Here is a 25,475-nt window from a genome sequence, read left to right as displayed (position 1 = left end):
GAGGGTAAGTCCATGAATTTTCACGAAGTCCGATTTCCCGCCTCTCTCAGTTTCGGCTCGGTCGGCGGTCCGGAACGGCGCACCGATGTGGTGACCCTGGCCAACGGGTTCGAGGAGCGCAACACCCCCTGGGCGCACTCCCGCCGCCGCTATGACGCCGGTCTCGGCCTGCGCGCGCTGGAGGATATCGAGGTGCTGATCGCCTTTTTCGAGGCCCGCCAGGGGCAGCTTTACGGCTTCCGCTGGAAGGACTGGAGCGATTACAAATCCGCCCGGCCCAGCGCCGATCCGGATTTCCGCGATCAGGTGATTGCCACCGGCGACGGCAGCACCGTGACGTTCCAGCTGGCCAAGAGCTACCGCTCGGGTGAGTTCACCTATCAGCGCCCGATTGCCAAGCCGGTGGCGGGCTCCGTTCGGGTCGGCATTGAGCAGGACGAGCTGCGCGAAGGCGTGGATTACGAGCTGGACACCGTCACCGGGATGATCACCCTGGCGCATCCGCCGGAGATCGGCCTGAGCATCCGGGCGGGGTTCGAATTCGACGTGCCGGTGCGGTTTGACACCGGCAGCATCCAGACCAGCGTGGCGTCCTTTCAGGCCGGTGAAGCGCCCGCGGTGCCGGTGGTGGAGGTGCGGGTATGAGCCGTCTTTCCAACAGCTTGCACGGCCATCTTAAAAGCGGGATCACCACGCTCTGCCGGGCCTGGGCGCTGGAACGGCGCGACGGCACCATGCTGGGATTTACTGATCATGACTGTGCTTTGTCCTTTGACGGGCTGGCGTTTCAGCCCGGCAGCGGGCTGACGGCGCGGGCGGTGCAGCAGACCACCGGCCTGTCGGTCGACAACACCGAGGCGCTGGGGGTGCTGAGCGACGCCGCCCTGCGCGCAGAGGATATCGAGGCCGGCCGGTTCGATGGCGCCGGGGTGCGCTGCTGGCTGGTCAACTGGCGCGATGTTTCGATGCGCTGGCTGCAGTTCCGCGGCTCGATCGGTGAAATCCGCCGCGCGGGCGGCGCGTTTGAGGCAGAGCTGCGCGGGCTTGCCGAGGCGCTGAACCAGCCGCTGGGGCGGATTTATCAGAAACCCTGCACCGCGGTGCTGGGCGATGCGGCCTGCCGGTTCGACCTGCAGACGCCGGGTTATGCCGTCGAGCTGGAAGCGGTGGAGGTCGCGCGCTGCGAGGTGTTCGGCTGGGAGGCTTTGCCGGGGTTTGAGGCGGATTGGTTCACCGGCGGGCGGCTGACGGTGCTGAGCGGAGCCGCAGAGGGCCTGTGGGCCGCCGTGAAGGCGGACCAGAGCAGCACTGACGGGCGCCGGATCACCCTGTGGGAACCGGTCCGTGCGGCGGTGAGTCCGGGCGACAGGGTCCGGCTTGAGGCAGGCTGCGACAAGCGCATGGAAACCTGCCGGCTGAAATTCAACAACCTGCTGAACTTTCAGGGCTTCCCGGATATTCCGGGCGAAGACTGGCTGATCGCGGTGCCGCGGCAGTCCGGTGTGAACACCGGGGGAAGCCGCAGGTGAGCCGGGTGGTTTCCGCAGCGCGGGGCTGGATCGGCACGCCCTATGTGCATCAGGCCGCGTGCAAGGGCGCGGGCTGCGATTGCCTGGGCCTGATCCGGGGCCTGTGGCGCGAGCTGTACGGGGCTGAGCCCGAGGCACCGCCTGCCTATACGATGGACTGGTCCGAACCGCAGGGAGCGGAGGCGCTGTGGCAGGCCGCGGCGCGGCATTTGCTGGCGAAACCTCTGGGCGATGCCGCCCCCGGCGATGTGATCCTGTTCCGGATGCGCGACGGCTCGGTGGCCAAGCACCTGGGGGTTCAGTCTGAAGTTTCTTTTCAAAGCGGTGCGGGCCGTGCCCGGCCGCGGGGGGGCGGGAAGCGCCGGCCCGGGCGGGCGGACGGGCGCTGCCCGGCCTTCGGCCAGGTGGAACACAAAGGCAATGTTCCGTCCTTCATCCACGCCTATGCCGGCCGCGGGGTTGTCGAAAGCCCGCTGAGCCCGCCCTGGCAGCGCCGGATCGTGGCGCGGTTTCAATTCCCGAAGGAGCTGATCTGATGGCAACCATTCTTCTTTCTGCTGCCGGTGCTGCCATCGGCGGCACAATCGGCGGCTCCGTGGCGGGGCTGTCTTCGGCCGTCATTGGCCGCGCCGTGGGCGCAACCTTGGGCCGGATGATCGACGAACGGCTCCTGGGCAGCGGCGCCGACCCGGTGGAGACCGGCAAGGTCGACCGTTTCCGCCTGACCCAGGCCAGCGAAGGCGCGCCGGTGGCGCAGGTCTATGGCCGGATGCGGCTGGGCGGCCAGGTGATCTGGGCCTCGCAGTTTCTGGAAACCTCATCGGTCAGCGGCGGCGGCGGCAAGGGGCGGCCCAGCCAGCCGCAGGTGACCAGCTACAGCTATTCCGTGTCGCTGGCGATTGCGCTGTGCGAAGGCGAGGTCGCCCATGTCTCCCGCGTCTGGGCCGATGGCGAGGAAGTGGCGCCGAAGGATCTGAACATGACCGTCTACACCGGCGGCATGGACCAGCTGCCCGATCCGGTGATGGAAGCGGTCGAAGGCGCCGGCCGGGTGCCGGCCTACCGCGGCACCGCCTATGTGGTGATGGAAAACCTCGACCTTGCGCGCTTTGGCAACCGGGTGCCGCAGTTCTCCTTCGATGTGCTGCGGCCCGAACAGCCCGCCAGCAGCACCCACGCGCAGGACCTGGGCCGCTTGGTGCAGGGGGTGGCACTGATGCCGGGCACCGGTGAATACGCGCTGGCGGCGGATCCGGTGTTCTATGGCGGCGGGCCGGGATCGTCGAAACCGGCGAACCAGCATACGCCCTCGGGGCTGAGCGACCTCAAGACCTCGCTGAACGCGCTGGAGGCCGAGCTGCCGTCCTGCGGTGCCGCCTCGCTGATTGTGTCCTGGTTCGGCGATGATCTGCGCTGCGGCAGTTGCAGGCTGAAACCGAAGGTGGAACATAAGACCGCCGAAGGAGATATGCCGTGGACAGTCAGCGGGCTTGACCGGAACACCGCAGATGAAGTGCTGAAGCAGGACGGCGAACCGCTTTATGGCGGCACGCCGGCGGATGCCGCGGTGGTTCAGTCGATCCGCGAGATGCAGGCGCGCGGCCTCAGGGTGATGTTTTACCCTTTCATCCTGATGGATCAGGCAGAGGGCAACGCATTGCCCGATCCCTGGACCGGCGGCGCCAGCCAGCCGCATCTGCCCTGGCGCGGGCGGATTACCCTGTCAGCGGCGCCCGGCCGGCCCGGCTCCGCTGATGGCACCGCGGCTGCGGATGCCGAGGTGGCGGACTTCTTTGGCAGTGTCACCGCGGCGGATTTTGCGGTGGGCGGCGGCAGCGTTGCCTATACCGGGCCGGACGAGTGGAGCCTCAGCCGGTTTATCCTGCACAATGCGGCGCTCTGTGCGGCGGCGGGCGGGGTAGAGGCCTTTTGCATCAGCTCGGAAATGCGGGCGCTGACGCAGATCCGCGGCGCCGGCGGCTTTCCGGCGGTGGCCGCCCTGCGGGCGCTGGCGGCTGAGGTGCGCATCCTGCTGGGGGCGGAGACCAAGATCGGCTATGCCGCCGACTGGTCCGAGTACTGGGGCTATCAATCGCCCGAAGGCGACCGGTATTTTCATCTGGATCCGCTGTGGGCGGACGCCAATATCGATTTCATCGGCATCGACAATTACATGCCGCTGTCCGACTGGCGCGAGGGCGAGGACCATCTGGATGCGCAATCCGGCGTGCCGGCGGTCTATGACCGCGACTACCTGCGCAGCAATGTGGAGGGCGGCGAGGGGTTTGACTGGTATTATCATTCAGCCGAAGCCCGGGACGCGCAGATCCGCACCCCGATCACCGACGGCGCCCATGAGGAACCCTGGATCTGGCGCTACAAGGATATCCGCAGCTGGTGGGCGCACGCGCATCACGAGCGGATCGGCGGGGTGCGGCAGGCGGTGCCGACCGGTTGGGTGCCGCAGTCAAAGCCTGTTTGGTTCACCGAACTGGGCTGCGCCGCCATCGACAAGGGCAGCAACCAGCCGAACAAGTTTCTGGACCCGAAAAGCTCGGAATCAAAACTGCCGCGTCATTCCAAAGGGTTGCGGGATGATCTTATGCAGATCGCCTATCTGCGCGCGATTCTCGGATATTGGGGGGAGGCCGCCAACAACCCGCTGTCGGAGGAATACGAGGGTCGGATGCTGGACATGGCCAACGCCTATGTCTGGGCCTGGGACGCGCGGCCGTTTCCGGCCTTCCCGAGCCGCGTGGAGATCTGGAACGACGGTGAAAACTACCTGCGCGGCCATTGGCTGAACGGGCGCGCCGGGCAGCGCACCCTGGCTTCGGTGGTGGAGGAGGTCTGCCACCGGGCCGGCCTTTATGACATTGATGTGTCGCAGCTTTACGGCGTGGTGCACGGGCTTGTGACCCCGGATGTCGCGGAGGCCCGCACGGTACTGCAGCCCCTGATGCTGCGGCACGGGTTCGATGCGGTGGAACGCGGCGGGCTTCTGATGTTCCGGATGCGCAAGGGCAGCGGCGCCGAAAGGCTGGCGCTGGAGCATCTGGCAGAGAGCGATGAGCTGGGCGGCACCACCGAGCTGAGCCGGGCCGGCGCGGCGGAACTGGCAGGCCGGGTGCGGCTGCGGTTCACCGAATGGGGCGGCGATCATGCGGTAGGCTCGGTTGAGGCGGTGCTGCCGGATGAGGCCACGCATTCTGTCAGCCAGAACGAGCTGCCGCTGGCGCTGACCCGTGCCGAGGCGCGGCAGGTGGTCAGCCGCTGGCTGGCCGAGTCTCGGATTTCGCGCGACATTGCGCGGTTCTCGCTGCCGCCCTCGATGCTGCATCTGGGGGCGGGGGATGTGGTCGCCTTGCCGTTGGAGGGCGGGGAGCAGCTGTACCGGATTGACCGGGTGGAGCAGGCCGAGGCGCAGATGGTGGAGGCGGTGCGGATCGAGCCCGGCGTCTATGACCTGGCCGCGGTGGCGGAGGAGCTGCCGGGGGGCAAGGCCTTTGCCGCCCCCGGGCCGGTGCTGCCCTTGTTCATGGATCTGCCCTTGATGCGCGGCAACGAGGTGCCGCATGCGCCGCATCTGGCGGTGACGGCGGAAGCCTGGCCCGGCAGCGTGGCGGTTTACGGATCCGGCGAGGATGAGAATTACGCGCTGGAACAGGTGGTTGCCGCACGTCAGGTGGTCGGGGTGACACAAACGCCGCTGCTGGCCGCGGCTGCGGGCCGCTGGGATCTGGGGGCGGATCTGCAGGTAAAGCTGATCTCGGGCGCGCTGGAGAGCCGCACCGCGGAGGCGGTCCTGAATGGCGCCAATGCCGCCGCCATCGGCGATGGCACACCAGGCAATTGGGAGCTGTTCCAGTTCCGCGAGGCCGAGCTGATCGCGCCGCAGACCTACCTTCTGCGCGGCCGTTTGCGCGGCCAGCAGGGCACGGATGCGCTGATGCCGGATGCCTGGCCTGCCGGGTCTTATGCGGTGCTGCTGGATGGTTCGCCGGTGCAGATGGAACTGGCGCCGGAACAGCGCCGCAGGCTGCGGCATTACCGGATCGGCCCGGCCCGGCGGGCGCTGGAGGATCCGTCTTATGTGCATTTGCAGGAGAGCTTTGACGGCATCGGGCTGCGTCCCTATGCGCCGGTGCATTTGCGGCTGGACGGGGCCCTGGGGGCGGACATCAGTGCCGCCTGGATCCGCCGCACAAGGATCGAGGGCGACAGCTGGGAGCTGGAGGACGTGCCGCTGGGCGAGGAGGTCGAATCCTACCGCATCCGGGTGATGCGCGGCGGCACGGTGCTGCGGGAGGCGGCGGCTGCGACGCCGGAGTGGTCCTATCCTGCGGCAGCGCAAGCCGAGGACGGCGTGCTGGCCGGTGACATTCTGGAAGTGGCGCAGCGGTCGGCGCGGTTCGGAGCAGGGCCGGCGGCGCGGGCTGTGCTGGGATGATGCAGCCGGTTCTGCCTGGCGATGTTGCAGCGGTGGCCCGGGCCCTGCTGGCGGCTGGGGACGCGGAGCGCCTGCGCCTGTGCCGCCGCATCTTTGGCGGCGCGGCAGAGGCTGCGGCGCATACGGCGCTGTTTTGCCGGCTGCATCCGCGCTGGGGCGACGGGAGCCTGAGTGCGGCAGCGCGCCGGTTTGATTTGGCGGATGAGGTGTGTCTGGAGGATCCGGAGTATCTGCGCTGCACCCGGCTGGTGCTGCGCGAACTGGCGGCGCATCTGGAGACTGGCGGGGAGGCTCCCGCCCGCTGACCCGGGCAGAAACCTGCCCGGCCGGCCGTTGGGCGCGGCGCCGCCTGCCTGCGGCAGCGGCGCGGGTGCGCGCCCATGCAGACCGCCGGGATCAAGCAGGACCGGAAGGCCCGGCGCCCTTGGCCGCGGCTTGCCGTTGCGGCTGTCAGGCTGGTTCTCAAAACCGGGAAGGCGGCGGGGGCGCAGGCGCGCGGCGCCGGTCGTTTCGGGCAAGGCCCGGGGCGAAATCCCTCCGCGCGGACCTAGCCCGAGGCGCAGGACATGCACTTGAGCGCTGCCGGATACAGCTGGAGCCGTTTCGGGGCGATGTCCTCGCCGCAGTTCTCGCAATAGCCATACTCCTTTGCGTCCATGCGGGCGAGGGCGGACTGCAGGCGCTGTGCTTCGACCGCGCGGCGGGCGGCCTGGGCCCTGGCCATGGCCTGCATCTGCAGCGCATCCATGCGCGACAGGCGGCCCACCATCTGCTGGTCCAGCTCCACCACGCCCCGCGCCTTTTCCCCAAGGGTATCCTCGGCTGCCAGCGCCTTGAGCCGGGCGGTGATCTGCAGCTTCAGCGCCGCCTGAGCGGACTCATTCATTTCGAAAATATCCTCCATCACGGGTTTGCGTTTGCTGAAAAGCATCTTAGATGGGTAATCTGAGCGGAGAAAGGATCTTGACCCATGGCAAAAACACAGCAAGCCGTTACTCCGGTGGATCCCGTATGGGACCGCATCACCCGCGAAGCTGAGGAGGCTGTTGCCACCCAGCCGCTGATGGGCGGGCTGGTCCATGCCTGTATCCTGCATCACAAAACCTTGGAAAAAGCGCTGTCCTACCGGATTGCCGCCAAGCTGTCCTCGAACGAGATGTCGATGACAATCCTGCGGGAAATTGTCGATGACGCCTATGCGGACTGCCCGGAACTGGTGGAGGCCGCCCGCGCCGACCTGATGGCGATCAACGAGCGCGATCCGGCCAGCCACCGGCTGCTGCAGCCGATCCTCTATTTCAAGGGGTTCCAGGCGGTGCAGGCCTACCGGGTCAGCCATTACCTGATGGAGCAGGGGCAGAAGGATCTGGCCTATTTCATTCAGATGCGCACATCCGAGATCTTTGGCATCGACATCCACCCAGGCGCCCGGATCGGCAAGGGGATCATGATCGACCATGCCCATTCCATCGTGATCGGTGAAACCGCGGTGGTGGGCGACAATGTGTCAATGCTGCATTCGGTGACCCTGGGCGGCACCGGCAAGGAAGAGCAGGACCGCCATCCCAAGATCGGCGACGGCGTGCTGATCGGGGCCGGCGCCAAGGTTCTGGGCAATATCAAGGTCGGACATTGCAGCCGGATTGCCGCCGGGTCGGTGGTGCTGGAGGAGGTGCCGCCCTGCACCACAGTGGCGGGCGTGCCGGCCAGGATTGTCGGCGAAGCGGGGTGTGATCAGCCCTCGGTCAATATGGACCAGGTGGTGCCGGCGGGGTCGTCTCCCGCGGAGTGAGCCGCCCGGTTCCGGCCCGGGAATTTGAATATTTCCGGAAAGATAGAGCGGCTGTTTGAAGGCTCCTCCTTCGGACGGCCCGGCGGGTGGCTGCGGGCCGCAGGCTGATACAGAACAGGCTTAATCAGAACAGGCCGATACAGAAAAAGCCCCGGCGCTGAGCCGGGGCTTTTTCCTGTTTTGCAGTGGACGCGGATCAGGCCAGCATCACCATCGGGTTTTCCAGGTTGTCCTTGATCGCGTTCAGGAGTTCTGCGCCAAGAGCACCGTCGATCACCCGGTGGTCGACCGACAGGGTCACCGACATCACGGTGGCCACGGCCAGTTCGCCATCCTTGCCGACGATGGGCTTTTTGACGCCGGCGCCTACGGCCAGGATGCCGGCATGCGGCGGGTTCACGATGGCATCGAAATTGTCGATGCCGAACATGCCGAGGTTGGAGATCGCGAAGGAGCCGCCCTGGTATTCATGCGGCGCAAGCTTGCGGTCGCGGGCGCGTTTGGCCAGATCCTTCATTTCTGTCGACAGCGCCGACAGCGATTTCATGTCGCTGTCCTGCAGAACCGGGGTGAACAGCCCGCCTTCGATGGCGACAGCAACGGCCACATCCGAGGCTTTCATTTTCAGCACCCGGTCGCCGGCCCAGACGGCATTGGCATCCGGCACCGATTGCAGCGCCAGGGCGCAGGCCTTGATGATGAAGTCGTTGACCGAAAGCTTCACACCGCGGCCTTCAAGCTGCTTGTTCAGCTCACCGCGGAATTTCAGCAGCGCATCCAGCTGGATGTCGCGGCGCAGGTAGAAATGCGGCACCGTCTGCTTGGCCTCGGTGAGGCGGGCAGCGATGGTTTTGCGCATGCCGTCCAGTTTGACTTCCTCAAACTCGCGGCCTTCGTACATCCGCGCAACCATGTCTGCCGAGGGGCCGGTTGCCGGTGCTGCGGCAGCCGGGGCTGCGGCGGCGGGTGCGGCACCGGCTTTTGCGGCAGCGGCTGCAGCCTGCGGTTTGGCGCTTTCGACGTCGGCCTTAACGATGCGGCCTTTGGGACCGGAGCCCGTGATCTGGCTCAGGTCCAGCCCCTTGTCCGCGGCAATGCGGCGGGCCAAGGGCGAGGCAAAGATCCGGCTGCCGTCGGCGCCCTGCGGCGCGGCGGGGGCGGCATTGACTGCTTCCTTGGGGGCGGAGGCGGAGGCTTCGGATGCCGCCGGGGCGTCTGCCTTGGCCGGGGCAGCATCGCCGCCGGATGTCCCGGAGGCCTGGATGTCATCGGCGCTTTCGCCGTCTTCCAGCAGCACCGCGATGGGGGTGTTCACCTTCACCCCCTCGGAGCCTTCGGAGATCAGGATCTTGCCGACCACGCCTTCGTCCACGGCTTCGAACTCCATGGTGGCCTTGTCGGTTTCAATCTCGGCCAGCAGGTCGCCGGAGGAGACGGTATCGCCTTCCTTGACCAGCCATTTGGCAAGGGTGCCTTCCTCCATCGTGGGGGACAGAGCGGGCATCAGGATTTCAGTGGGCATCTTGAGGCTCCTTACCGGTAGGTCACTTGCTTCACGGCTTCGACCACCTCGTCCGTGGTGATCAGCGCGTGGCGTTCCAGGTTGGCGGCATAGGGCATGGGCACGTCCTTGCCGGTGCAGGTGATGACCGGCGCATCGAGGTAATCGAAGGCCTGCTGCATCACTTCCGAGGCGATGTAGCTGCCGACCGAACCCTGCGGCCAGCCTTCTTCGACCGTGACCAGGCGGTTTGTCTTCTGCACCGAAGCGATCACCGTGGGCAGGTCCATCGGGCGGATGGTGCGCAGGTCGATGACCTCGGCCGAGATGCCGTCCTGAGCCAGTTTGTCAGCCGCTTCCAGCGCATAGGTCATGCCGATGCCGAAGGAGACGATGGTCGCGTCGGTGCCTTCCCGCCAGATCCGGGCCTTGCCGAGGGGAACGGTGTAATCATCCAGCTTGGGCACGTCGAAGGCGCGGCCATAGAGGATCTCGTTCTCGAGGAAGATCACCGGGTTGGGATCGCGGATCGCGGATTTCATCAGGCCCTTGGCGTCAGACGCGGAGTAGGGCATCACCACCTTCAGCCCCGGGATCTGCATGTACCAGGCGGCATAGTCCTGGGAGTGCTGGGCGCCAACGCGGGCGGCCGCGCCGTTGGGGCCGCGGAACACCATCGGAGCGCCCATCTGGCCGCCGGACATATACAGCGTCTTGGCCGCCGAGTTGATGATCTGGTCAATCGCCTGCATGGCGAAGTTGAAGGTCATGAATTCGACAATCGGGCGCAAACCCGCGAAAGCCGCGCCGGTGGCGATGCCGGCAAAGCCGTGTTCGGTGATCGGCGTGTCGATGACGCGCTTGGCGCCGAATTCATCCAGCAGGCCCTGGGAGATCTTATAGGCGCCCTGATATTCGGCGACTTCCTCGCCCATCAGGAACACGTCCTCGTCGCGGCGCATTTCCTCGGCCATGGCGTCGCGCAGGGCTTCGCGGACCGTGGTCTGCACCATTTCAGTGCCTTCCGGGTAGTCCGGTTCCAGCACACGGGCGGGAACGGCGGGTTCCTTCTGCGGTGCGGCGGCGGCGGGTTCGCCGGCCGGCGCTTCCGCGGCGGGGGCCTCTTCCTTGGCGCTGCCGGCCTCGTAGTCATCGGCGCTTTCGCCATCCTCGACCAGCACTGCGATCGGGGTGTTCACCTTGACGCCTTCGGTGCCTTCACCGATCAGGATCTTGCCGACGATGCCTTCGTCGACAGCTTCGAACTCCATCGTGGCCTTGTCGGTTTCGATTTCGGCCATGATATCGCCGGAGTTCACGGTATCGCCTTCCTTGACCAGCCATTTGGCCAGCGTGCCTTCTTCCATGGTCGGCGACAGGGCGGGCATAAGAATTTCGGTTGCCATATTCTGTTCTTCCCCTCAGGCGGTCTCTTGCGGGACTTCGTCGGCGTAAATGTCGGTCCAAAGCTCGTCGAGCGCGGGTTCCGGGCTGTCCTTGGCAAAATCCGCGGACTTGCTGACGATCTCCTTGATCTCCTTGTCGATCGCCTTGAGGTCGTCCTCGGTGGCGTGCTTGCCGGTCAGCAGCATTTCGCGGACCTGCTCGATCGGGTCGCGCTCCTCGCGCATCTTCTGGACTTCCTCGCGGGTGCGGTACTTGGCCGGGTCCGACATCGAGTGGCCGCGGTAGCGGTAGGTTTTGACTTCCAGGATATAGGGGCCGTCGCCGTTGCGGCAGTGGGAGACGGCGCGTTCGCCGGCCTCTTTGACCGACAGCACGTTCATGCCGTCGACCGCCTCGCCCGGAATCCCGAACGCCTTGCCGCGTTCCCAGATTTCAGCGCTGGAGGTGGAGCGCTGCTGCGAGGTGCCCATGGCGTACTGGTTGTTCTCGATCACGAAGACCACCGGCAGTTTCCACAGGGCGGCCATGTTGAAGGTCTCGTAGACCTGGCCCTGGTTGGCCGCACCGTCGCCGAAATAGGTGAAGGTGACGCGGCCGTTGCCCTTGTATTTGTCGGCAAAGGCGAGGCCGGCGCCGAGCGGCACCTGGGCGCCGACGATGCCGTGGCCGCCATAGAAATGCTTCTCTTTCGAGAACATGTGCATGGAGCCGCCCTTGCCCTTGGAATAGCCGCCTTCGCGGCCGGTCAGCTCGGCCATGACGCCATCGGGATCCATGCCGCAGGCCAGCATATGGCCGTGGTCGCGGTAGGAGGTGATGCGTTTGTCGCCTTCTTCGGCGGCGGCCTCAAGGCCGACAACAACAGCTTCCTGGCCGATGTAGAGGTGGCAGAAGCCACCGATCAGGCCCATGCCGTATAGCTGGCCCGATTTTTCCTCGAATCGGCGGATCAGCAGCATCTCACGATAGTACTTGGTCAGCTCTTCGGCAGAAACGTTTGGTTTCTTTGCGCTTTTCCTAGCGGCCATGGTGGTAGGCTCCCCCTGCAGGCTAGATAGTTTAGTGTTAAACCAGTTAGTATCCGGTTTTGGCCCGGCTGGATAGTGTTATTCTGCTGCGGGGTTTCCGCGGCGTGAAAATCCGCCCGGGCAACGCAAAAATGCCACGCCGCCCTTGGCGTGGGCGGTGTTCCGGCGAAACAGCCGCAACGCGGCAGGCCGGGCGCCTTGGCCGGGCAGGCGTAGCGGAAGTCTGCAAAATTATACCGGTCAGGAAAAGCGGTAATTTCACTAGCCGCATTCTTGCCGGAGAAGGGGCGCGCCGAGGAGGGAGGGCTGCTGTGCCGGAGGCGCCGGGGAGGGCCGTGCGTCCTTAGCGGATGACAATCTCGTCCGCACGGACAAGGCCAAGCACCGAGCGGGCCTGCTCATCCAGGAGGTCAAGGTCAAGATAGTCGTCGGACAGGCGGCTGGTCAGGTTTTCCATGCTGCCGATCCGGGACTGAAGGCGGTCGAGATCCAGCCGCAGTTCTTCTGCTTCGGCTTGAATCTCGACCCTCCGGAACAGACCGAAGTCGCCCTGCACGGCCGCAAAGGTAAAATACGCGCTGAGCGCGAAAGCGGTGGCAAAAAAGGCGATGGCGCCCAGCGACGGGCGATTGCTTCGGGTCACTTTGGAGGTGCCTGTATGTTACTGCTCAAGTTTTTGATTTTGCGCCGTTTCCCGGCGTCTGCCCCTGTTATGCCACAACCGAATCGGCTTGTGAATCCCAAAACTGTCCACAGGGGGATTTTTCTGAGCGCGGCGTGGAAAGGGCGGTGTGGAACGGGCGGAGCGGGAGGGCTGTGCCGCGCGCCGGGGGAAACGCGCGTTGCCGGGCCTGGAACATCCCGATGGCCCCCGCCCGGCTGACCGGGCGGGCCTTCTTTTTTACTGGTTCAGCGCTGCGACGCCGGGAAGCTCCTTGCCTTCCATCCATTCCAGGAAGGCGCCGCCGGCGGTGGAGATATAGGTGAAATCGCCTGCAGCGCCGGAGGCGTTCAGGGCGGCCACGGTGTCGCCGCCGCCGGCAACCGAGGTCAGCCGGCCCGCGCGGGTCAGCGCGGCGGCTTTCAGTGCAGCGGCGTTGGTGGCCGTGTCGAAGGGTTCCAGCTCAAACGCGCCAAGGGGGCCGTTCCAGATCAGCGTCTTGCTGGCTTCGAACACCGCGTTGATGCGGGCCAGGCTGTCGGGGCCTGCATCCAGGATCATGCCATCCTCGGGGCATTCATCGGCGGGCAGCACCTGATGCTCGGCGTGGGCTTCGAATTTCTTCGCCACCACGACGTCGGAGGGCAGGATGATCTCGCAGCCCGCGGCCTCGGCCTTGGCGAGGATCCCGGCTGCGGTGTCCTTCATGATGCGTTCGGCCAGCGAGATGCCGACCGGCAGGCCCTTGGCCACCAGGAAGGTGTTGGCCATGCCGCCGCCGATCACCAAATGGTCGACCTTTTCGATCAGGTTGCCCAGCAGTTCCAGCTTGGTCGAGACCTTGGCGCCGCCGACAACCGCGGTGACCGGGCGCTGCGGCTGGCCCAGGGCGCTTTCCAGCGCCTGCAGCTCGGCCTGCATCAGACGGCCGGCGCAGGCGGGCAGCAGCCGGGCGATGGCTTCGGTAGAGGAATGCGCGCGGTGGGCGGCAGAGAAGGCGTCGTTGCAGTAAACCTCGCCCAGACGCGCCATGCCGGCGGCCAGTTCGGGGTCGTTCTTGGTCTCGGCGGCGTGGAAGCGGGTGTTTTCCAGCAGCAGCACCTCACCCGGCTGCAGCGCGTCTGCGGCGGCCTCGGCGCCAGCACCGATGCAGTCGGCGGCAAACAGAACCCGGGTTTCAAAAGCGCGTTCCAGCGTCGGCACCAGCTGGTTCAGCGACAGGTTCTCGCGGCGCTCGCCGCCGGGACGGCCGAAGTGGGCCAGCAGGATCGGCTTGCCGCCGGCGGCCAGAATATCGCGCACCGAGGGGGCGATGCGGCGGATGCGGGTGGAGTCGGTGACAACCCCGTCGACGATCGGCACGTTGATGTCGACGCGCAGCAGCACGCGCTTGCCGTTCAGATCCATGTCGTCGAGTGTTTTCCAGCCCATCAGCGAGACCCCTTATGGTGAAAATGCAGGTAAATCCGGCCGCTGTTTCGGGGGTTTTTGCGCATCAGTCAATGCTCCCTTGGCATTTCCGGGCGCTGCCCTTAATTATCGTTGCAAATTTCGACGACAGGAGGGCCTCATGGCCGAGATTAAAGATCCCGAAAACACCGTCATCATCGAACTGAAGGACGGCAATGTTGTGATTGAGCTGCTGCCCGACGTGGCGCCGAAGCATGCCGAGCGGATGAAAGAGCTGGCGCGGGCCGGCGAATACGACAACGTCTGCTTTCACCGGGTGATCGACGGGTTCATGGCGCAGACCGGCGACGTGGCCAATGGCGATATGGAAGACGGGTTCAACATCCGCATGGCGGGCACCGGCGGCTCCGACCTGCCGAACCTGCCGGCCGAGTTTTCCAAGCTGCCGCATGACCGCGGCACCCTGGGCGCGGCGCGGTCCGCGAACCCGGATTCTGCCAACTCGCAGTTCTTCATCAACTTCAAGGACAACCACTTCCTGAACGGCCAGTACACCGTTTACGGCCGTGTCATCGAGGGCATGGAGCATGTGGACGCGATCACCAAGGGCGAGCCGCCTGCGAACCCGGACCGGATGATCTCGGTCAAGGTTGCTGCGGATGCGTAAGGCGCTGACAGCGCTGGCCCTGCTGGCGGCTGGGCCTGCCTTTGCCACCGGTCTTGAGGTTCAGGTCGAGGGCGAAGCCAACGGCACCATCAAGATCGACCTGTTCGAGGACGTGGCACCCAAGCATGTGGAACAGATCACCGCGCTGGCTGCCGAAGGCCAGTATGACGGCGTGGTGTTTCACCGGGTGATCGAAGGCTTCATGGCGCAGACCGGCGATGTCGAGTTCGGCAAGGCCGGCGGCGACATGAGCGCGGCCGGGCGCGGCGGTTCCAGCCGACCGGACCTGCCGGCCGAGTTTTCGGACCTGCCGTTTGACCGCGGCGTGGTGGGCATGGCCCGCTCGCAAAACCCGAACAGCGCCAATTCGCAGTTCTTCATCATGTTTGATGCGGGCCATTTCCTGAACGGCCAGTACACGGTTGTCGGCAAGGTGACCGAAGGCATGGATGTGGTTGACGCGATCAAGCGCGGCACAGGGCAGAACGGGTCGGTGACCGGTAAGCCCGACGCCATGTCCAAGGTGACTGTGACCGAATAAGGATCGCCGGTTTTCCGGAAAACCGCAGGCCCGCTCCCGGTATCCGGGGGCGGGCCTGTGCCGTTTCAGCCCTGCGCTGTGCCAAGTTCCTGACATCAGGTCACAAGCCTGTGTCTGCCTCTGGTCAGTCCCGGCCAGACGCGAATACTGGGGCCCGGCGGGGAGTTTGTTATGCTGAGACGTTTTTTGTTGAGCGCGGCTGTGTTGCTGCCCTGGATGGCGCAGGCGGACCCCGCGCAGTGGCAGCGGGAATGGCCGGAAACCGATTTCAACCGGACAAAGATCGCGGATTGGGGCCAGATCCGTTCCGGCGGGGTGCCCAAGGACGGCATTCCGGCGCTGGATGCGCCGCAGTTCACAGCGGCGGCCAAGGACCGGCGGCTGCAGCCGCGGGAGCCGGTGATCGCGCTGGAGATAGACGGCGCCCGGGCGCGGGCCTATCCGCTGCGCTATCTGACCTGGCATGAGATCGTGAACGACGAGGTGGCCGGGGTGCCGGTGGCGGTGACCTACTGCCCCTTGTGCAATTCCGCGATGACATTCGACCGCCGGACCCGGGCCGGGGTGCTGAGCTTCGGGGTCACCGGCAAGCTGCGCTATTCCGACATGGTGATGTATGACCGCGAAACCCAAAGCTGGTGGCAGCAGGCGGTCGGCGCCGGCATTGTCGGCGAGATGAGCGGCCAGCGGCTGGCCAGCCTGCCCAGCTGGGTCGAAAGCTGGGAAGAGTTCAAAGCGCGCAACCCGGATGGGCTGGTGATGGCGCAGCCGGCCTATAACCGGCGCTACGGGCAGAACCCCTACCGGGGGTATGACACGTCGGACTGGCCGTTCCTGTATGATGGCACCCCGCCGCCGCACGGGCTGGCGCCGCTGGACCGGGTGGTGCGGGTCGGCAGCCGGGCCTGGCCGCTGGCGCGGCTGGCCGAGGCGGGAGAGATCCGCGAGGCGGGTGCGGTGCTGAGCTGGCGGGCCGGGCAGGCGTCGGCGCTGGATGCGGGCGCGCTGGCCCAGGGCCGGGACATCGGATCGGTGCGGGTCCGGGACGGCGCCGGGCGCGATGTGGCGCATGACGTGATGTTCGCCTTTGCCTTTCACGCCTTCTGGCCGGACGGGCGGTGGATGCTGAAGTGAAATAGGCGCGCCACCGGGGCGCGCCTTGAACCGGTCGTCGATTGCGCTGGTCAGAACAGCAAGTTGTCCGCGTCCTGCAGCTGCGCCACGGTAATGTCTTCCACCAGAATGGTGACATTGGCAAAGGAGACCAGGACGTCATCGCCCTGGCTGTCGAACTCCAGCCGGCTCAGGCGGTCGGCACCGCGGCCGATCGCGATGTGGTCCTCTCCGGCGGTGAAATCACTGATGGTGTCGTTGCCGTGGCCCTTGTGGAAGAGGAAGGTATCCGCCTGGCTGCCGCCGGTCAGCAGGTCGTCGCCCTTGTGGCCCAGCAGCGTGTCGCGGCCGGACTCGCCCCGCAGGGTATCGCCGCCGCCGCCGCCGACCAGCAGGTCGTTGCCCGAATTGCCGATAAGGATGTCCTTGCCGCTGCCGCCCTGCAGCGTGTCATTGCCGCCTTCGCCCAGCAGCCTGTCGCCGTGTCTGCCGCCATCCAAAAGGTCATTGCCGTTGCCGCCGATCAGCTGGTCGCGCCCGCTGCCGCCCAGGAGGGAGTCATCGCCATCGCCGCCGTTGAGAGTGTCCCGGCCGGCCCCGCCCAGCAGGCGGTCACTGTCATCTTCGCCCAGCAACAGATCGCCGCCGGACAGTCCGGACAGGGTGTCATTGCCGGCCCCGCCCAAAATCAGGTCGCTGGACAGCCCGGCGGAACGGTCTCCGGTCAGGGAATTGCCGCTGTAGCTGCCGCCAGTCAGGGCAAAGGTCCGGTTGGAAAACTCCAGCTGTTCGATCGACGACAGGATGTCGCGGCCATCGCCCGAGTCGATGGTGACCGTGCTGTAGCCGGAAGACAGCGACGCATTGCCGAAGGTGTCCGCAATAATCAGCCGGTCCGTGCCGCTGCCGCCATAAAGCGTGTCGTCGCCGGTTCCGAGTTTGATTGTATCGTTGCCGCCATGCGTCAGCCAGCGCTGACCCTCGGCCATGTTGGAGGTGATTGTATCGCTGCCGGAAAGCAGCGACTCTTCGAGACGCGCGCCGCTGGTTGACGCGAAAGTATAGAAGTTCATCGAAAAACCGGAGAACGAAAGAACCTGCGCGCCGTTGGATGTGATGCTGAGCGACCGTAGCGTCCAGGCGTAGGGCGAGGCGGCGGAAAAATCGCCGGTCAAGCTGAAACCAGCGCCGTTTGTGCCGGTAAAGACAATCAGGTTCGAGGTTTGCGTTGTGATGCTTGCGTTGGCAAAATCCGGCGAGTTCAGGTCGTTGAGCGACCATGTTCCGCTTGGATCATTGAGAATAACTGTTGCCATTTAAAAAGTGTCCTGAGTTCTGAGCCGCGGGCTGGTCTGGCAGCTGGAAGGTTGAGCATTCCTTACAGTCAGCAACTTTTGGCTGCAAGGTAAGGAATACAGGACACCTGAGCGGGAGAGAGGCATGGCAACAGCGCTCCCGGAAACGGAAAAAGCCGCAGGCGTCGGCCCGCGGCTTTTGAAGCTTGCTGCCGGATCCGGCAGGGAAGGCGGCTCAGCCCTCGGCTTTATGCGCAGCGGTTGCGGCCTGCACGGCGGCGGAGGGGGACGGAGCGGCAGCAGGGGACGCGGCGGAAGGGGCGGATTTGCGGCCGCCCGGGTTCAGCGGGTCGTCCTGGCGCTGCACCGAGCCTTCGAAATGGGCGCCGGACTCAATCGCGATGGTCTTGTGGATGATGTCGCCTTCGACGCGGGCGGTGGCGGTCAGGCGCACCTTGAGACCGCGCACGCGGCCAACGATGCGGCCGTTGATGACGACGTCATCGGCGGTCACTTCCCCCTTGATGGTGGCGGTTTCGCCAACCGTCAGAAGATGGGCGCGGATGTCGCCTTCGACGGTGCCTTCGACCTGGATGTCGCCGGTGGTTTTCACATTGCCGGTGATGTGCAGGTCCGAGCTCAGCAGCGATGCGGCGGGCTTGGCCTTGGGCGCGCTGGCCTTGTAGTCGCTGACCGGAGCCGCCGGCGCAGCAGAAGGTGCCGGGGTTGCTTCGGCCTGCTTCGGCCCGGGCTCGTTGATTTTGCTCTTAGAAAACATTTCTCGCAGCCTTGATGTAGATCATGGGGTTTACTGGTTGCCCGTTGACCCTGACCTCGTAATGGAGGTGGGTCCCGGTGGACCGTCCGGTGTTACCCATATCAGCAATGTGATCCCCGCGCGAGACCCTTTGGCCGACCTTCACGCGGAGTTTCGAGTTATGGGCATATTTCGTTTCAATGCCAAAGGCATGGCGGATGGTGACCAGCCGGCCATAGCCGGATTGCCAGCCTGCATGGGTGACCACGCCATCGGCGGTGGCAAAGATATCGGTGCCGGTGCTGCCGGCGAAATCCGATCCCTTGTGCAGGCGGCGGCCGCCGGTCTTGGGATCGCGGCGGTAGCCGAAGCCCGAGGACTGCCGGACCTGGCCCAGGTTCACCGGCGTGGCAAACGGCGCCTGCTGGGCGGCCAGGCGGTAGAGGTTCAGCTGATCCAGTTTGGCCAGGATGCTGTTGGCCCGCAGCGCCTCGGCTGTGGGTTCCTCACCGCGCGTCGACATCGCCAAAGGGGACAGCGGACCGCCCTGGCCGTTGTAGCCGCGGCGCACCTGTTCCAGGATGCGCTCGGGCGGCATGCCGGCATTGCGGAACATCTTGTCGAGCGGGGTGACGGAGACCGTGACGGCCTCTTCCAGCTGGCGGAAGATCTGGCTGTTGCGCTCGTCCATCAGCTGCAGTTCCAGTTCCAGTTCGTCGCGCTGGCCGATGGCGTCGCGGGCATCGGCCATGATCCGGTCGCGTTCCTCTGCGGTGTCCGACAGCACCCCGGCCAGCATGTCCATTTGCGCCGAGGCGCTGGCCATCGCCGCATGGGCCGTGTTTTCGTCCCGGGTGTCTGCCTTGAGCTGGGCCAGCGATTTGCGGGCGGTATCGCGTTCGCGCATGGTGTCGCGCAGGGTGGACTGGATCACTTCGATGCCGGTTTCCAGCTCGCGGCGGCGGGTTTCCGAGGCCAGCAGTTCGGACTGCATCATCGAAATCTGTGTCAGCGCGGCATTAAAGCGTTCCTGCGCCGCCAGGGCCTCTTCGGCGCGGTTGTCGCGTTCGGCAGAGATCGCGTTGAGCCGCTCGCGGTAGGTCTGCTGATCGCGGTAGGTCTGCTGATCGCGCTTGGCCAGTTCGCGGAAGTTGCCGGCGCCGATGGTGTCCATCAGAACGATGGCCGTGGCAACGATGGTCCAGGCGACAAACAGGGTGATGCCGGCCACGGCAACCAGCTGGGTTTCGGACCGCAGCCGGATGAAGCGGGTGTCACTGTCGGATTTCAGGAACACCCGCCGCTCGGGGAAGCGGCGTTCAAGAAAACTGTGAATTCTGATCGCAAGCCGTGTGCGCAATGTCCGTTCCCTGTCCAGCCCTGTCCCGGTCCCGCCCCGGCGCCGCGGGGCGTTCGGGGACCTTGGGCGAAGTGAATAGACAGGGCGGGCCGGTTGGGCAAGCCTGTTGACCCATCGGGCCCCGAACGCGCCGGTCCGGGGGAAAGATAGGCGGAAATTTGCCGAAGCGGAGCCGGGCCGAAGCAGGCCGGGAGCCGCGGCACGGCCGCGCCCGGCGGTCAGCCCTGGCGGTCCTCCTGCGCTTCGGTCCAGCCGCTTTCCCAGGCCTGATGATCCGCGTTATCAAAGGCATAGGGGTTGGCGGTGAAGGGCTGGCCTTTCATGCAGGCCTGAAAGCCCTCGTCAAACCGGTCCTGCCGCGGGTCCATGCCGCAGGCGTGGTGGGCGGTGTCGCGCAGGTGGGCGGCAAATTCCGGATATCTGGCAAGGTCGGTCTGATCGAGGCCTTCGGGGTGCTGCCGCAGCGCTTGCCTGCCGCGGCGGGTCAGCTGCCAGCTGCCGTTCTGCGCCGGTTCAAGAATGCGGGCGGTCTCCAGGTCCGACAGATGGCCGGCCAGCCGGCCGCGCAGCTCTTCCGGCGGCAGGCCCGGTTTCTCATCGGCCTGCTGAAACAGGGCGGCAAGGGCGGCATCGCAACTGTCGAGGGAGACCGGACCGGCGGCGGCCTTGTGCAGGATCAGCGCAACCAGGCTGGCGGTGCTCAGCAGTGGAAAGTCGTTTTCGAACATGGGTCCATCCGGGTTTCCGGGACTTTCCAGTCTAGGCCCCTGCGGCGCTCAGGTAAAGGCTGCCCTGCGCTCCGGCCGTCAAGGGCGGGCCGTGATTTACCAGCCCGGCAGCGGTTTCACCTGATCGGCGAGCGGCCAGTAGAAATCCGGCGGCAGGCCGGCATCGGCGCGTTTTTCCTCGTTGAACGGCGGTTTGAGATGGCCATGGAAATACTTGCGCACCAGTGCGTGGAACACCTCCTTGGGGTCCAGATTGTCCCGGCCGCACAGGAAGTTGAACCATTTGGACCCATATGCGACATGGCTGACTTCCTCGGCATAGATCACCTCCAGAGCCTCCACGGCCTGGGTGATGCCGGCCTTGCGGAACACCCCGATCATGCCGGGGGTGACATCCAGTCCGCGCGCCTCCAGCACCATCGGGACCACGGCCAGGCGGCCCATCAGGTCGCCTGCTGTGTCTTCGGCAGCGCGCCACATGCCGGCATGGGCAGGCAGGGCGCCGTAGTGGCTGCCAAGGGATTCAAGGCAGTCGCACATCAAGTTGAAATGTTTGGATTCTTCATCCGCGGCCCGGACCCAGTCGTCAAAGAACCCCATCGGCATCGGCACATGTGAAAACCGCGCGATGAGGTCCCAGTGCAGGTCCACGGCATTGAGTTCGATATGGGCGACGGCATGCAGCAGGGCAATCCGCCCGGCTTCGGAGCCGGGTTTGCGTTTGGGCACATCGCGCGGATGCAGCAGCGCCGGCCGGTCCGGGCGGGCCGGGTGCAGGGGCGGCGATGCGGTGCCGACAGGGATTTCCGGCGCGGTGCCGGCGCGCCAGGCGGCCCATGCGGCTGCATGGCGGCGCGACAAAGCGGTCTTTTCCCGCCCGTCCGCGGTGGTCAGAACCTCGGCGGCGCGTTCGGCAAGCGACAGGGGCTGATCGGTCATGCGGGTCTCCTCACTCGGCGGGTACTGCCGGGTTCACCTGATTTGGCCGCGGGAGTCCAGAGCGCAATGCAGGCGCGCTCCCGTCCCCGCGGCGGATCAGCGGGCTGATCCCCCTGGCGGCGTTGGGCACGGCAGCGCGCGGACCGCGCGCTGCGCGCCGCCCCGCCGGGGCGGCGCCGGGCCCAACCGGGACGGCAGCTGTTGCAAACGAGCTGCCGGAGCGGGCGGGAGGGCCGGATCAGAGCGCCCGGACGGCGGCCAGCACCTCGCCGGCGTGACCATCGACCTTGACCTTGCGCCAGATGCGGGCAATGCGGCCATCGGCGCCGATCAGAAAGGTGGAGCGTTCAATGCCCCAATGCGTCTTGCCGTACATGTTCTTCTCCTTCCAGACGCCGTAGTCCTCGCAGACAGTGCTGCCGGCATCGGACAGGAGCGGCGTGGTCAGGCCATGTTTGGCGGTGAAATTCTCATGCTTCTTCAGGCTGTCCTTGGAAATCCCGAAAACGTGAGCGCCTGCATCGGCAAAGGCCTGCAATGCCTCGGAAAAGCCGATGGATTCTTTGGTGCAGCCGGGGGTATTATCGCGGGGATAGAAAAACAACACCACGGGCGCGCCCTGGAGGCTGGACAAAGTGACCTCACCGCCGCCGCCGCGGGGCAGGGTAAAGGAAGGGGCGGGATCTGATACGTCGAGCATTGGCCTGTCTCCGGTCATTTGCGCAAATCACTGCGCGGCAAACATAACCCATGAGCAGCAAAGGGAAAGCTGAGATCAAACCTGCCGGCGACAATAACAGCGCTGCCGCCAAGGCGGTGCCGGTGCCCGGGCCCGGAGCGGCTGCTGAAGTGCTGCCTGCGCGCGGGCCGGCGCCAGGCGCGGAACCGGGCGCGGAACCGGGTCAGGCGGCGGCGCGGCCTGTGCGCCGCCGCTGGCGGCTGCTGCGCGGTTGCATCCGGATGCTGGCGCTGCTGAGCTTTCTGGCCGCCGGTGCGGTCTATTTCGGGATCGGCACCCGGCTGGATGCGCCGGAGTGGGTGCGGAGCCGGGTGGAAACCCGGATCGAGCAGCATCTGAACGGGCTGCAGATTGAATTCGGCGCCATTCATGTGGTGGTGAACGAGGGGTTGCGGCCGCGGGTGAGCCTGAAGGATGTGGTGCTGCGGCACCCGGATGGCAGCCTGTTTGCGCAGCTGGCCGATGCCCAGGCCAGCCTGGCGATGCGGCCGCTGCTGCGCGGCAAGCTGCAGCCCAAGCGGATTTCACTCAGCGGGTTGTTCGCGGCCCTGCGGCGCAACAAGGACGGCTCTTTTGCGATCAGTTTTGCCAGCGGCGGGCCGCCGTCTCGGCAGGCGGGCACTCTGCCGGAGCTGATCGAGCAATGGGACAGCCAGTTGCAAAAGCCGGTGCTGGCCGCGCTTTCCGGCATCGAGACCAGCGCCCTGACACTGTCCTACACCGATGACCGGCTGGGCCGCGGCTGGACGTTGGACGGCGGCCGGATCGGATTGAAGCGCGCCGGCAGCACGGTGTCCCTGTCGGCGGTGTTCTCGGTCCTGAGCGGGCGCGGCGATGTCGGCACGGTGGAGGCGAATTACACCTCGGAGATCGGCAGCCCGGGCGCGGAGTTCGGGGTTCTGGTGTCGGACATCGCCAGCGAGGATATCGCCTTGCAAAGCCCGGCGCTTGGCTGGCTGGGGGTGCTGCGGGCGCCGATTTCGGGGTCGCTGCGCGGCGAGGTGTTCAGCGATGGCGGGATTGCTCCGGTGCAGGCCAGCCTGCGCATCGGCGAAGGCGCGATCCAGCCGGCCGCCCAGACCCGGCCGGTGCCGATCACCGGCGCGCGCAGCTATTTCACCTATTACCCGGCGCAGCAGCTGCTGAAGTTCTCGGAACTCAGCGTGCAGAGCGGCTGGGGTTCCGGGGTGATGCAGGGGCAGGCGCGGCTGGCCGGGGTGCAGAACGGGCAGCTGACCGGTCTGGTGGGGCAGCTGCGGTTTTCCGATCTGGAGCTGAACCCGCGCCGCCTGTTTGAAGCGCCTGTCAAATTTCCCGGCGTTGATGCGGATTTTGATCTGACCCTCAACCCGTTCCGGCTGCGGCTGGGCGAGATGCTGGTGCGCGACGGGGACAGCCGCATTCATTTCGACGGGGATATCGGCGTTGGCCCCGAGGGCTGGGACTATGATCTGAACGGCAGCGTCGATCAGGTTTCCGTTCAGCGGGTCAAGGAGCTGTGGCCGGAGCCGCTGGCGCCGAAGCCGCGTCTTTGGGTGCGGGAAAACCTGCGGGACGGAATGCTGCGCAATGCCGGGTTCCACATGCGCGGGCGCGGCAGCGGCAAGCCCTTTGTCAGCCTCGACCTGGCCTTTGACGGCGCCGAGGTGGTGTTTCAGAAGTTCATGCCGCCGGTGCGCAGGGCCGCGGGGCAGCTCAGCTTGTACGGGGAGCGCTTTGTGGTGACGGCCTCTGGCGGCACGGTGACGGCAGAGCAGGGCGGCGCGGTGGAGGTTGCCGGAACCTCCTTCATCATTCCGGATGTGTCGGCCAAGGACGGCACCCCCGGCATTGCCCGGATCATGGCACGCGGCTCGGCCACGGCGGCGCTGTCGCTGCTGAACCGGGAACCGCTGCGGGTGATGGACAAGGCCAGCCTGCCGGTGGATCTGGCCGAGGGGCAGGTGGAGGCGACGGGCACGCTGGCGCTGCCGCTGCAAAAGCGGGTGCCGGTGGACGAGATCCTGTATCACTACCAGGGCAGGATCCGCGCGGTGGAAAGCCGCAAGCTGGTCCCCGGCCATGTGGCGGCTGCAGCAGAGCTGGAGGTGACCGGCGATCAGGGCCAGGTCCGGATCAGCGGCAAGGGCAGCCTGTCGGGGGTGCCGCTGACGCTCGCCTGGCAGCAGCGGATCGGCAAGGACGCGCCGCCGGACAGCCGGGTGGAGGGCACCATCGAACTGTCGGCGCAGGCGGTGGAGGCGTTCAATCTCGGCCTGCCGCGCGGGGCGGTCTTTGGCAGCGGCCAGGGATGGTATTCGGTGGATCTGTCCCCGGGGGCGCCGCCGCGGCTGGAGCTGCGGTCGGATCTGGCCGGGCTTGGCCTGCGGATCCCGGAGATCAGCTGGCGCAAGGGCGAGGCGGCAAAGGGCGAACTGTCGGTGACGGCGCGGCTGGGCGAGACCGCCACGGTGGAGCAGCTGCAGTTGCAGGCGCCGGGGCTGGCCGCTGCCGGCCAGGTGTCCACGCGCAAGGGCGGCGGGCTGGATCAGGCGGTGTTCTCCTCAGCCCGGGCGGGAGACTGGTTCCGCGGGTCTGTGACGTTCCGGGGACGCGGCGCAGCTCCGCCCGCGATCGAGGTGACCGGCGGCCGGCTGGATCTGAACCGCTCGCCGTTCTCGGCAGGTTCAGCCAGCGGCGGCAGCAGCGGCGGCAGCGGCGGTTCGGGCCCGATAGCCCTGCGGCTGCAGAACCTGCAGGTGACAGACGGTATCGGGCTGCAGAATTTCCAGGGCCGGTTTTCAACACAGGGCGGCATCAACGGCGAATTCACCGCCCGGCTGAACGGCCAGACCCCGGTGGCGGGCACCGTGGTGCCGCAGAACGGCGGCACGGCGGCCCGGATCCGGGCCAATGACGCGGGCGGTGTGTTCCGCTCGGCCGGCATGTTCGAGCATGGCCGCGGCGGCAGTTTTGACATGACGCTGATCCCGGCGGACAAGCCGGGCGAATATGACGGCAAGGTCACTGTGCGCAATATCCGGGTGCAGAACGCGCCGTCGATGGCGGCGATCCTGAATGCGATCAGCCTGATCGGGCTGCTGGATGAGATGACCGGCCAGGGCATCCTGTTCACCAGCATGCAAGGGCGGTTCCGGCTGGGCGGCACGCATCTGATCCTGCATCAAAGCAGTGCGGTGGGCCCGTCGATGGGGCTGTCGCTGGACGGCAATTATGATCTGAACAGCAGCCGCCTGAACATGCGCGGGGTGATATCTCCGGTGTATCTGCTTAACGCGATCGGGCGGGTGCTGTCGCCGCGCGACGGCGAGGGGCTGATCGGTTTTACCTTCACCCTGCGCGGCACGGCCGATGACCCCGCGGTCTCGGTCAACCCGCTGGCGGGGCTGGCGCCGGGGTTCCTGCGCGAGATTTTCCGCGGGCCGGCGCCGAAGGTGCCAGGCCAGCAGCGCGCCTTCACGGCTGAAGAAGACGCCGCGCAAGAAGAGCGCAGGCAGAACCAGACACCGCGGGGCGCCGACAAGTGACCCTGACAAACGGCGAAAAACACCGTAGATT

General features: G+C 66.2%; 22 protein-coding genes. 10 read left to right on the top strand and 12 right to left on the bottom strand.

Annotated elements, in window-relative coordinates; all coding sequences use genetic code 11:
- Positions 1 to 12 precede the first annotated feature (12 nt).
- The 5 genes from METH_RS08900 to METH_RS08880 are packed head-to-tail and all read left to right on the top strand — an operon-like array spanning position 13 to position 6,284.
- A complete protein-coding gene (locus tag METH_RS08900; protein ID WP_024090113.1) occupies positions 13 to 645 on the top strand; it encodes a DUF2460 domain-containing protein in 633 nt (210 codons plus the stop codon).
- Complete coding sequence (locus METH_RS08895) at positions 642 to 1,529, top strand: DUF2163 domain-containing protein (RefSeq protein WP_024090112.1); 888 nt, start codon at positions 642 to 644, stop codon at positions 1,527 to 1,529. Before METH_RS08900 ends, METH_RS08895 begins: the two co-directional genes overlap by 4 nt.
- Positions 1,526 to 2,065 (top strand): C40 family peptidase, encoded by a 540-nt coding sequence (locus tag METH_RS08890; RefSeq protein WP_044008373.1) that lies wholly within the window; start codon positions 1,526 to 1,528, stop codon positions 2,063 to 2,065. Before METH_RS08895 ends, METH_RS08890 begins: the two co-directional genes overlap by 4 nt.
- Positions 2,065 to 5,979: a baseplate multidomain protein megatron gene (locus tag METH_RS08885; protein ID WP_024090110.1), complete on the top strand. Its 3,915-nt coding sequence runs from the start codon at positions 2,065 to 2,067 to the stop codon at positions 5,977 to 5,979. Before METH_RS08890 ends, METH_RS08885 begins: the two co-directional genes overlap by 1 nt.
- A complete protein-coding gene (locus METH_RS08880) occupies positions 5,976 to 6,284 on the top strand; it encodes a DUF7742 family protein (RefSeq protein WP_044008372.1) in 309 nt (102 codons plus the stop codon). The genes METH_RS08885 and METH_RS08880 overlap by 4 nt, the downstream gene beginning before the upstream one ends.
- Before the next feature lie 242 nt (positions 6,285 to 6,526).
- Here METH_RS08880 and METH_RS08875 read toward each other — a convergent pair whose 3' ends face one another.
- Positions 6,527 to 6,865 (bottom strand): TraR/DksA family transcriptional regulator, encoded by a 339-nt coding sequence (locus METH_RS08875; protein WP_024090107.1) that lies wholly within the window; start codon positions 6,863 to 6,865, stop codon positions 6,527 to 6,529.
- Between the two features lie 84 nt (positions 6,866 to 6,949).
- On the opposite strand from METH_RS08875, the gene cysE reads away from it, so the two are divergent.
- Entirely contained in the window at positions 6,950 to 7,771 is an 822-nt protein-coding gene (gene cysE / locus METH_RS08870; RefSeq protein ID WP_024090106.1) for a serine O-acetyltransferase, read from the top strand.
- A gap of 196 nt (positions 7,772 to 7,967) precedes the next feature.
- On the opposite strand, the gene METH_RS08865 is transcribed toward cysE, so the two are convergent.
- The 5 genes from METH_RS08865 to METH_RS08845 all read right to left on the bottom strand — a co-directional run bounded on the left by METH_RS08865 (position 7,968) and on the right by METH_RS08845 (position 13,799).
- Positions 7,968 to 9,293, bottom strand: a complete 1,326-nt coding sequence (locus METH_RS08865; protein WP_024090105.1) for a pyruvate dehydrogenase complex dihydrolipoamide acetyltransferase — start codon at positions 9,291 to 9,293, stop codon at positions 7,968 to 7,970.
- An 11-nt stretch (positions 9,294 to 9,304) separates the two neighbouring features.
- Positions 9,305 to 10,678: a pyruvate dehydrogenase complex E1 component subunit beta gene (locus tag METH_RS08860; RefSeq protein ID WP_024090104.1), complete on the bottom strand. Its 1,374-nt coding sequence runs from the start codon at positions 10,676 to 10,678 to the stop codon at positions 9,305 to 9,307.
- 15 nt (positions 10,679 to 10,693) lie between these two features.
- On the bottom strand, positions 10,694 to 11,707 hold the full coding sequence (pdhA, locus tag METH_RS08855) for a pyruvate dehydrogenase (acetyl-transferring) E1 component subunit alpha (RefSeq protein WP_024090103.1): 1,014 nt from the start codon (positions 11,705 to 11,707) through the stop codon (positions 10,694 to 10,696).
- A gap of 343 nt (positions 11,708 to 12,050) precedes the next feature.
- Entirely contained in the window at positions 12,051 to 12,350 is a 300-nt protein-coding gene (locus tag METH_RS08850; RefSeq protein WP_024090102.1) for an FtsB family cell division protein, read from the bottom strand.
- Positions 12,351 to 12,608: 258 nt separating this feature from the next.
- Positions 12,609 to 13,799, bottom strand: a complete 1,191-nt coding sequence (locus METH_RS08845; RefSeq protein ID WP_024090101.1) for a phosphoglycerate kinase — start codon at positions 13,797 to 13,799, stop codon at positions 12,609 to 12,611.
- A 139-nt stretch (positions 13,800 to 13,938) separates the two neighbouring features.
- Between METH_RS08845 and METH_RS08840 the strand changes: the two genes are divergently transcribed.
- The 3 genes from METH_RS08840 (at position 13,939) to METH_RS08830 (ending at position 16,120) form a co-directional block, all read left to right on the top strand.
- Positions 13,939 to 14,445 carry a peptidylprolyl isomerase gene (locus METH_RS08840; RefSeq protein ID WP_024090100.1) on the top strand — a complete coding sequence of 169 codons (507 nt, stop codon included), beginning with the start codon at positions 13,939 to 13,941 and terminating at the stop codon, positions 14,443 to 14,445.
- Positions 14,438 to 14,986, top strand: coding sequence for a peptidylprolyl isomerase (locus METH_RS08835; protein ID WP_024090099.1), 549 nt, complete (start codon positions 14,438 to 14,440; stop codon positions 14,984 to 14,986). The genes METH_RS08840 and METH_RS08835 overlap by 8 nt, the downstream gene beginning before the upstream one ends.
- 171 nt (positions 14,987 to 15,157) lie before the next feature.
- Positions 15,158 to 16,120, top strand: a complete 963-nt coding sequence (locus METH_RS08830) for a DUF3179 domain-containing protein (protein ID WP_044008371.1) — start codon at positions 15,158 to 15,160, stop codon at positions 16,118 to 16,120.
- 50 nt (positions 16,121 to 16,170) lie between these two features.
- Here the strand turns inward: METH_RS08830 and METH_RS08825 are convergent, their stop codons facing one another.
- The 6 genes from METH_RS08825 to METH_RS08800 form a co-directional block, all read right to left on the bottom strand.
- Entirely contained in the window at positions 16,171 to 17,415 is a 1,245-nt protein-coding gene (locus tag METH_RS08825; protein ID WP_024090097.1) for a calcium-binding protein, read from the bottom strand.
- A 214-nt stretch (positions 17,416 to 17,629) separates the two neighbouring features.
- Positions 17,630 to 18,172 (bottom strand): bactofilin family protein, encoded by a 543-nt coding sequence (locus METH_RS08820; protein WP_024090096.1) that lies wholly within the window; start codon positions 18,170 to 18,172, stop codon positions 17,630 to 17,632.
- Positions 18,162 to 19,511 (bottom strand): M23 family metallopeptidase, encoded by a 1,350-nt coding sequence (locus tag METH_RS08815; RefSeq protein ID WP_024090095.1) that lies wholly within the window; start codon positions 19,509 to 19,511, stop codon positions 18,162 to 18,164. The genes METH_RS08820 and METH_RS08815 overlap by 11 nt, the downstream gene beginning before the upstream one ends.
- Before the next feature lie 218 nt (positions 19,512 to 19,729).
- The gene (locus METH_RS08810; protein ID WP_024090094.1) at positions 19,730 to 20,239 is read right to left on the bottom strand and encodes a ribosome modulation factor; all 510 of its coding nucleotides are present in this window, start codon (positions 20,237 to 20,239) and stop codon (positions 19,730 to 19,732) included.
- 96 nt (positions 20,240 to 20,335) lie between these two features.
- A complete protein-coding gene (locus METH_RS08805) occupies positions 20,336 to 21,178 on the bottom strand; it encodes a ferritin-like domain-containing protein (RefSeq protein WP_024090093.1) in 843 nt (280 codons plus the stop codon).
- Between the two features lie 238 nt (positions 21,179 to 21,416).
- Entirely contained in the window at positions 21,417 to 21,878 is a 462-nt protein-coding gene (locus METH_RS08800) for a peroxiredoxin (RefSeq protein ID WP_024090092.1), read from the bottom strand.
- Positions 21,879 to 21,928: 50 nt separating this feature from the next.
- Between METH_RS08800 and METH_RS25150 the strand changes: the two genes are divergently transcribed.
- Positions 21,929 to 25,444 carry a YhdP family protein gene (locus tag METH_RS25150; RefSeq protein ID WP_044008370.1) on the top strand — a complete coding sequence of 1,172 codons (3,516 nt, stop codon included), beginning with the start codon at positions 21,929 to 21,931 and terminating at the stop codon, positions 25,442 to 25,444.
- The last annotated feature ends 31 nt before the right edge of the window (positions 25,445 to 25,475 follow it).

This window comes from Leisingera methylohalidivorans DSM 14336 (genome assembly GCF_000511355.1).
In the GTDB taxonomy this organism is placed as follows: domain Bacteria; phylum Pseudomonadota; class Alphaproteobacteria; order Rhodobacterales; family Rhodobacteraceae; genus Leisingera; species Leisingera methylohalidivorans.
Note: the sequence above shows the minus strand (reverse complement) of the source record. Positions and strands in the feature narration are given on the sequence as shown.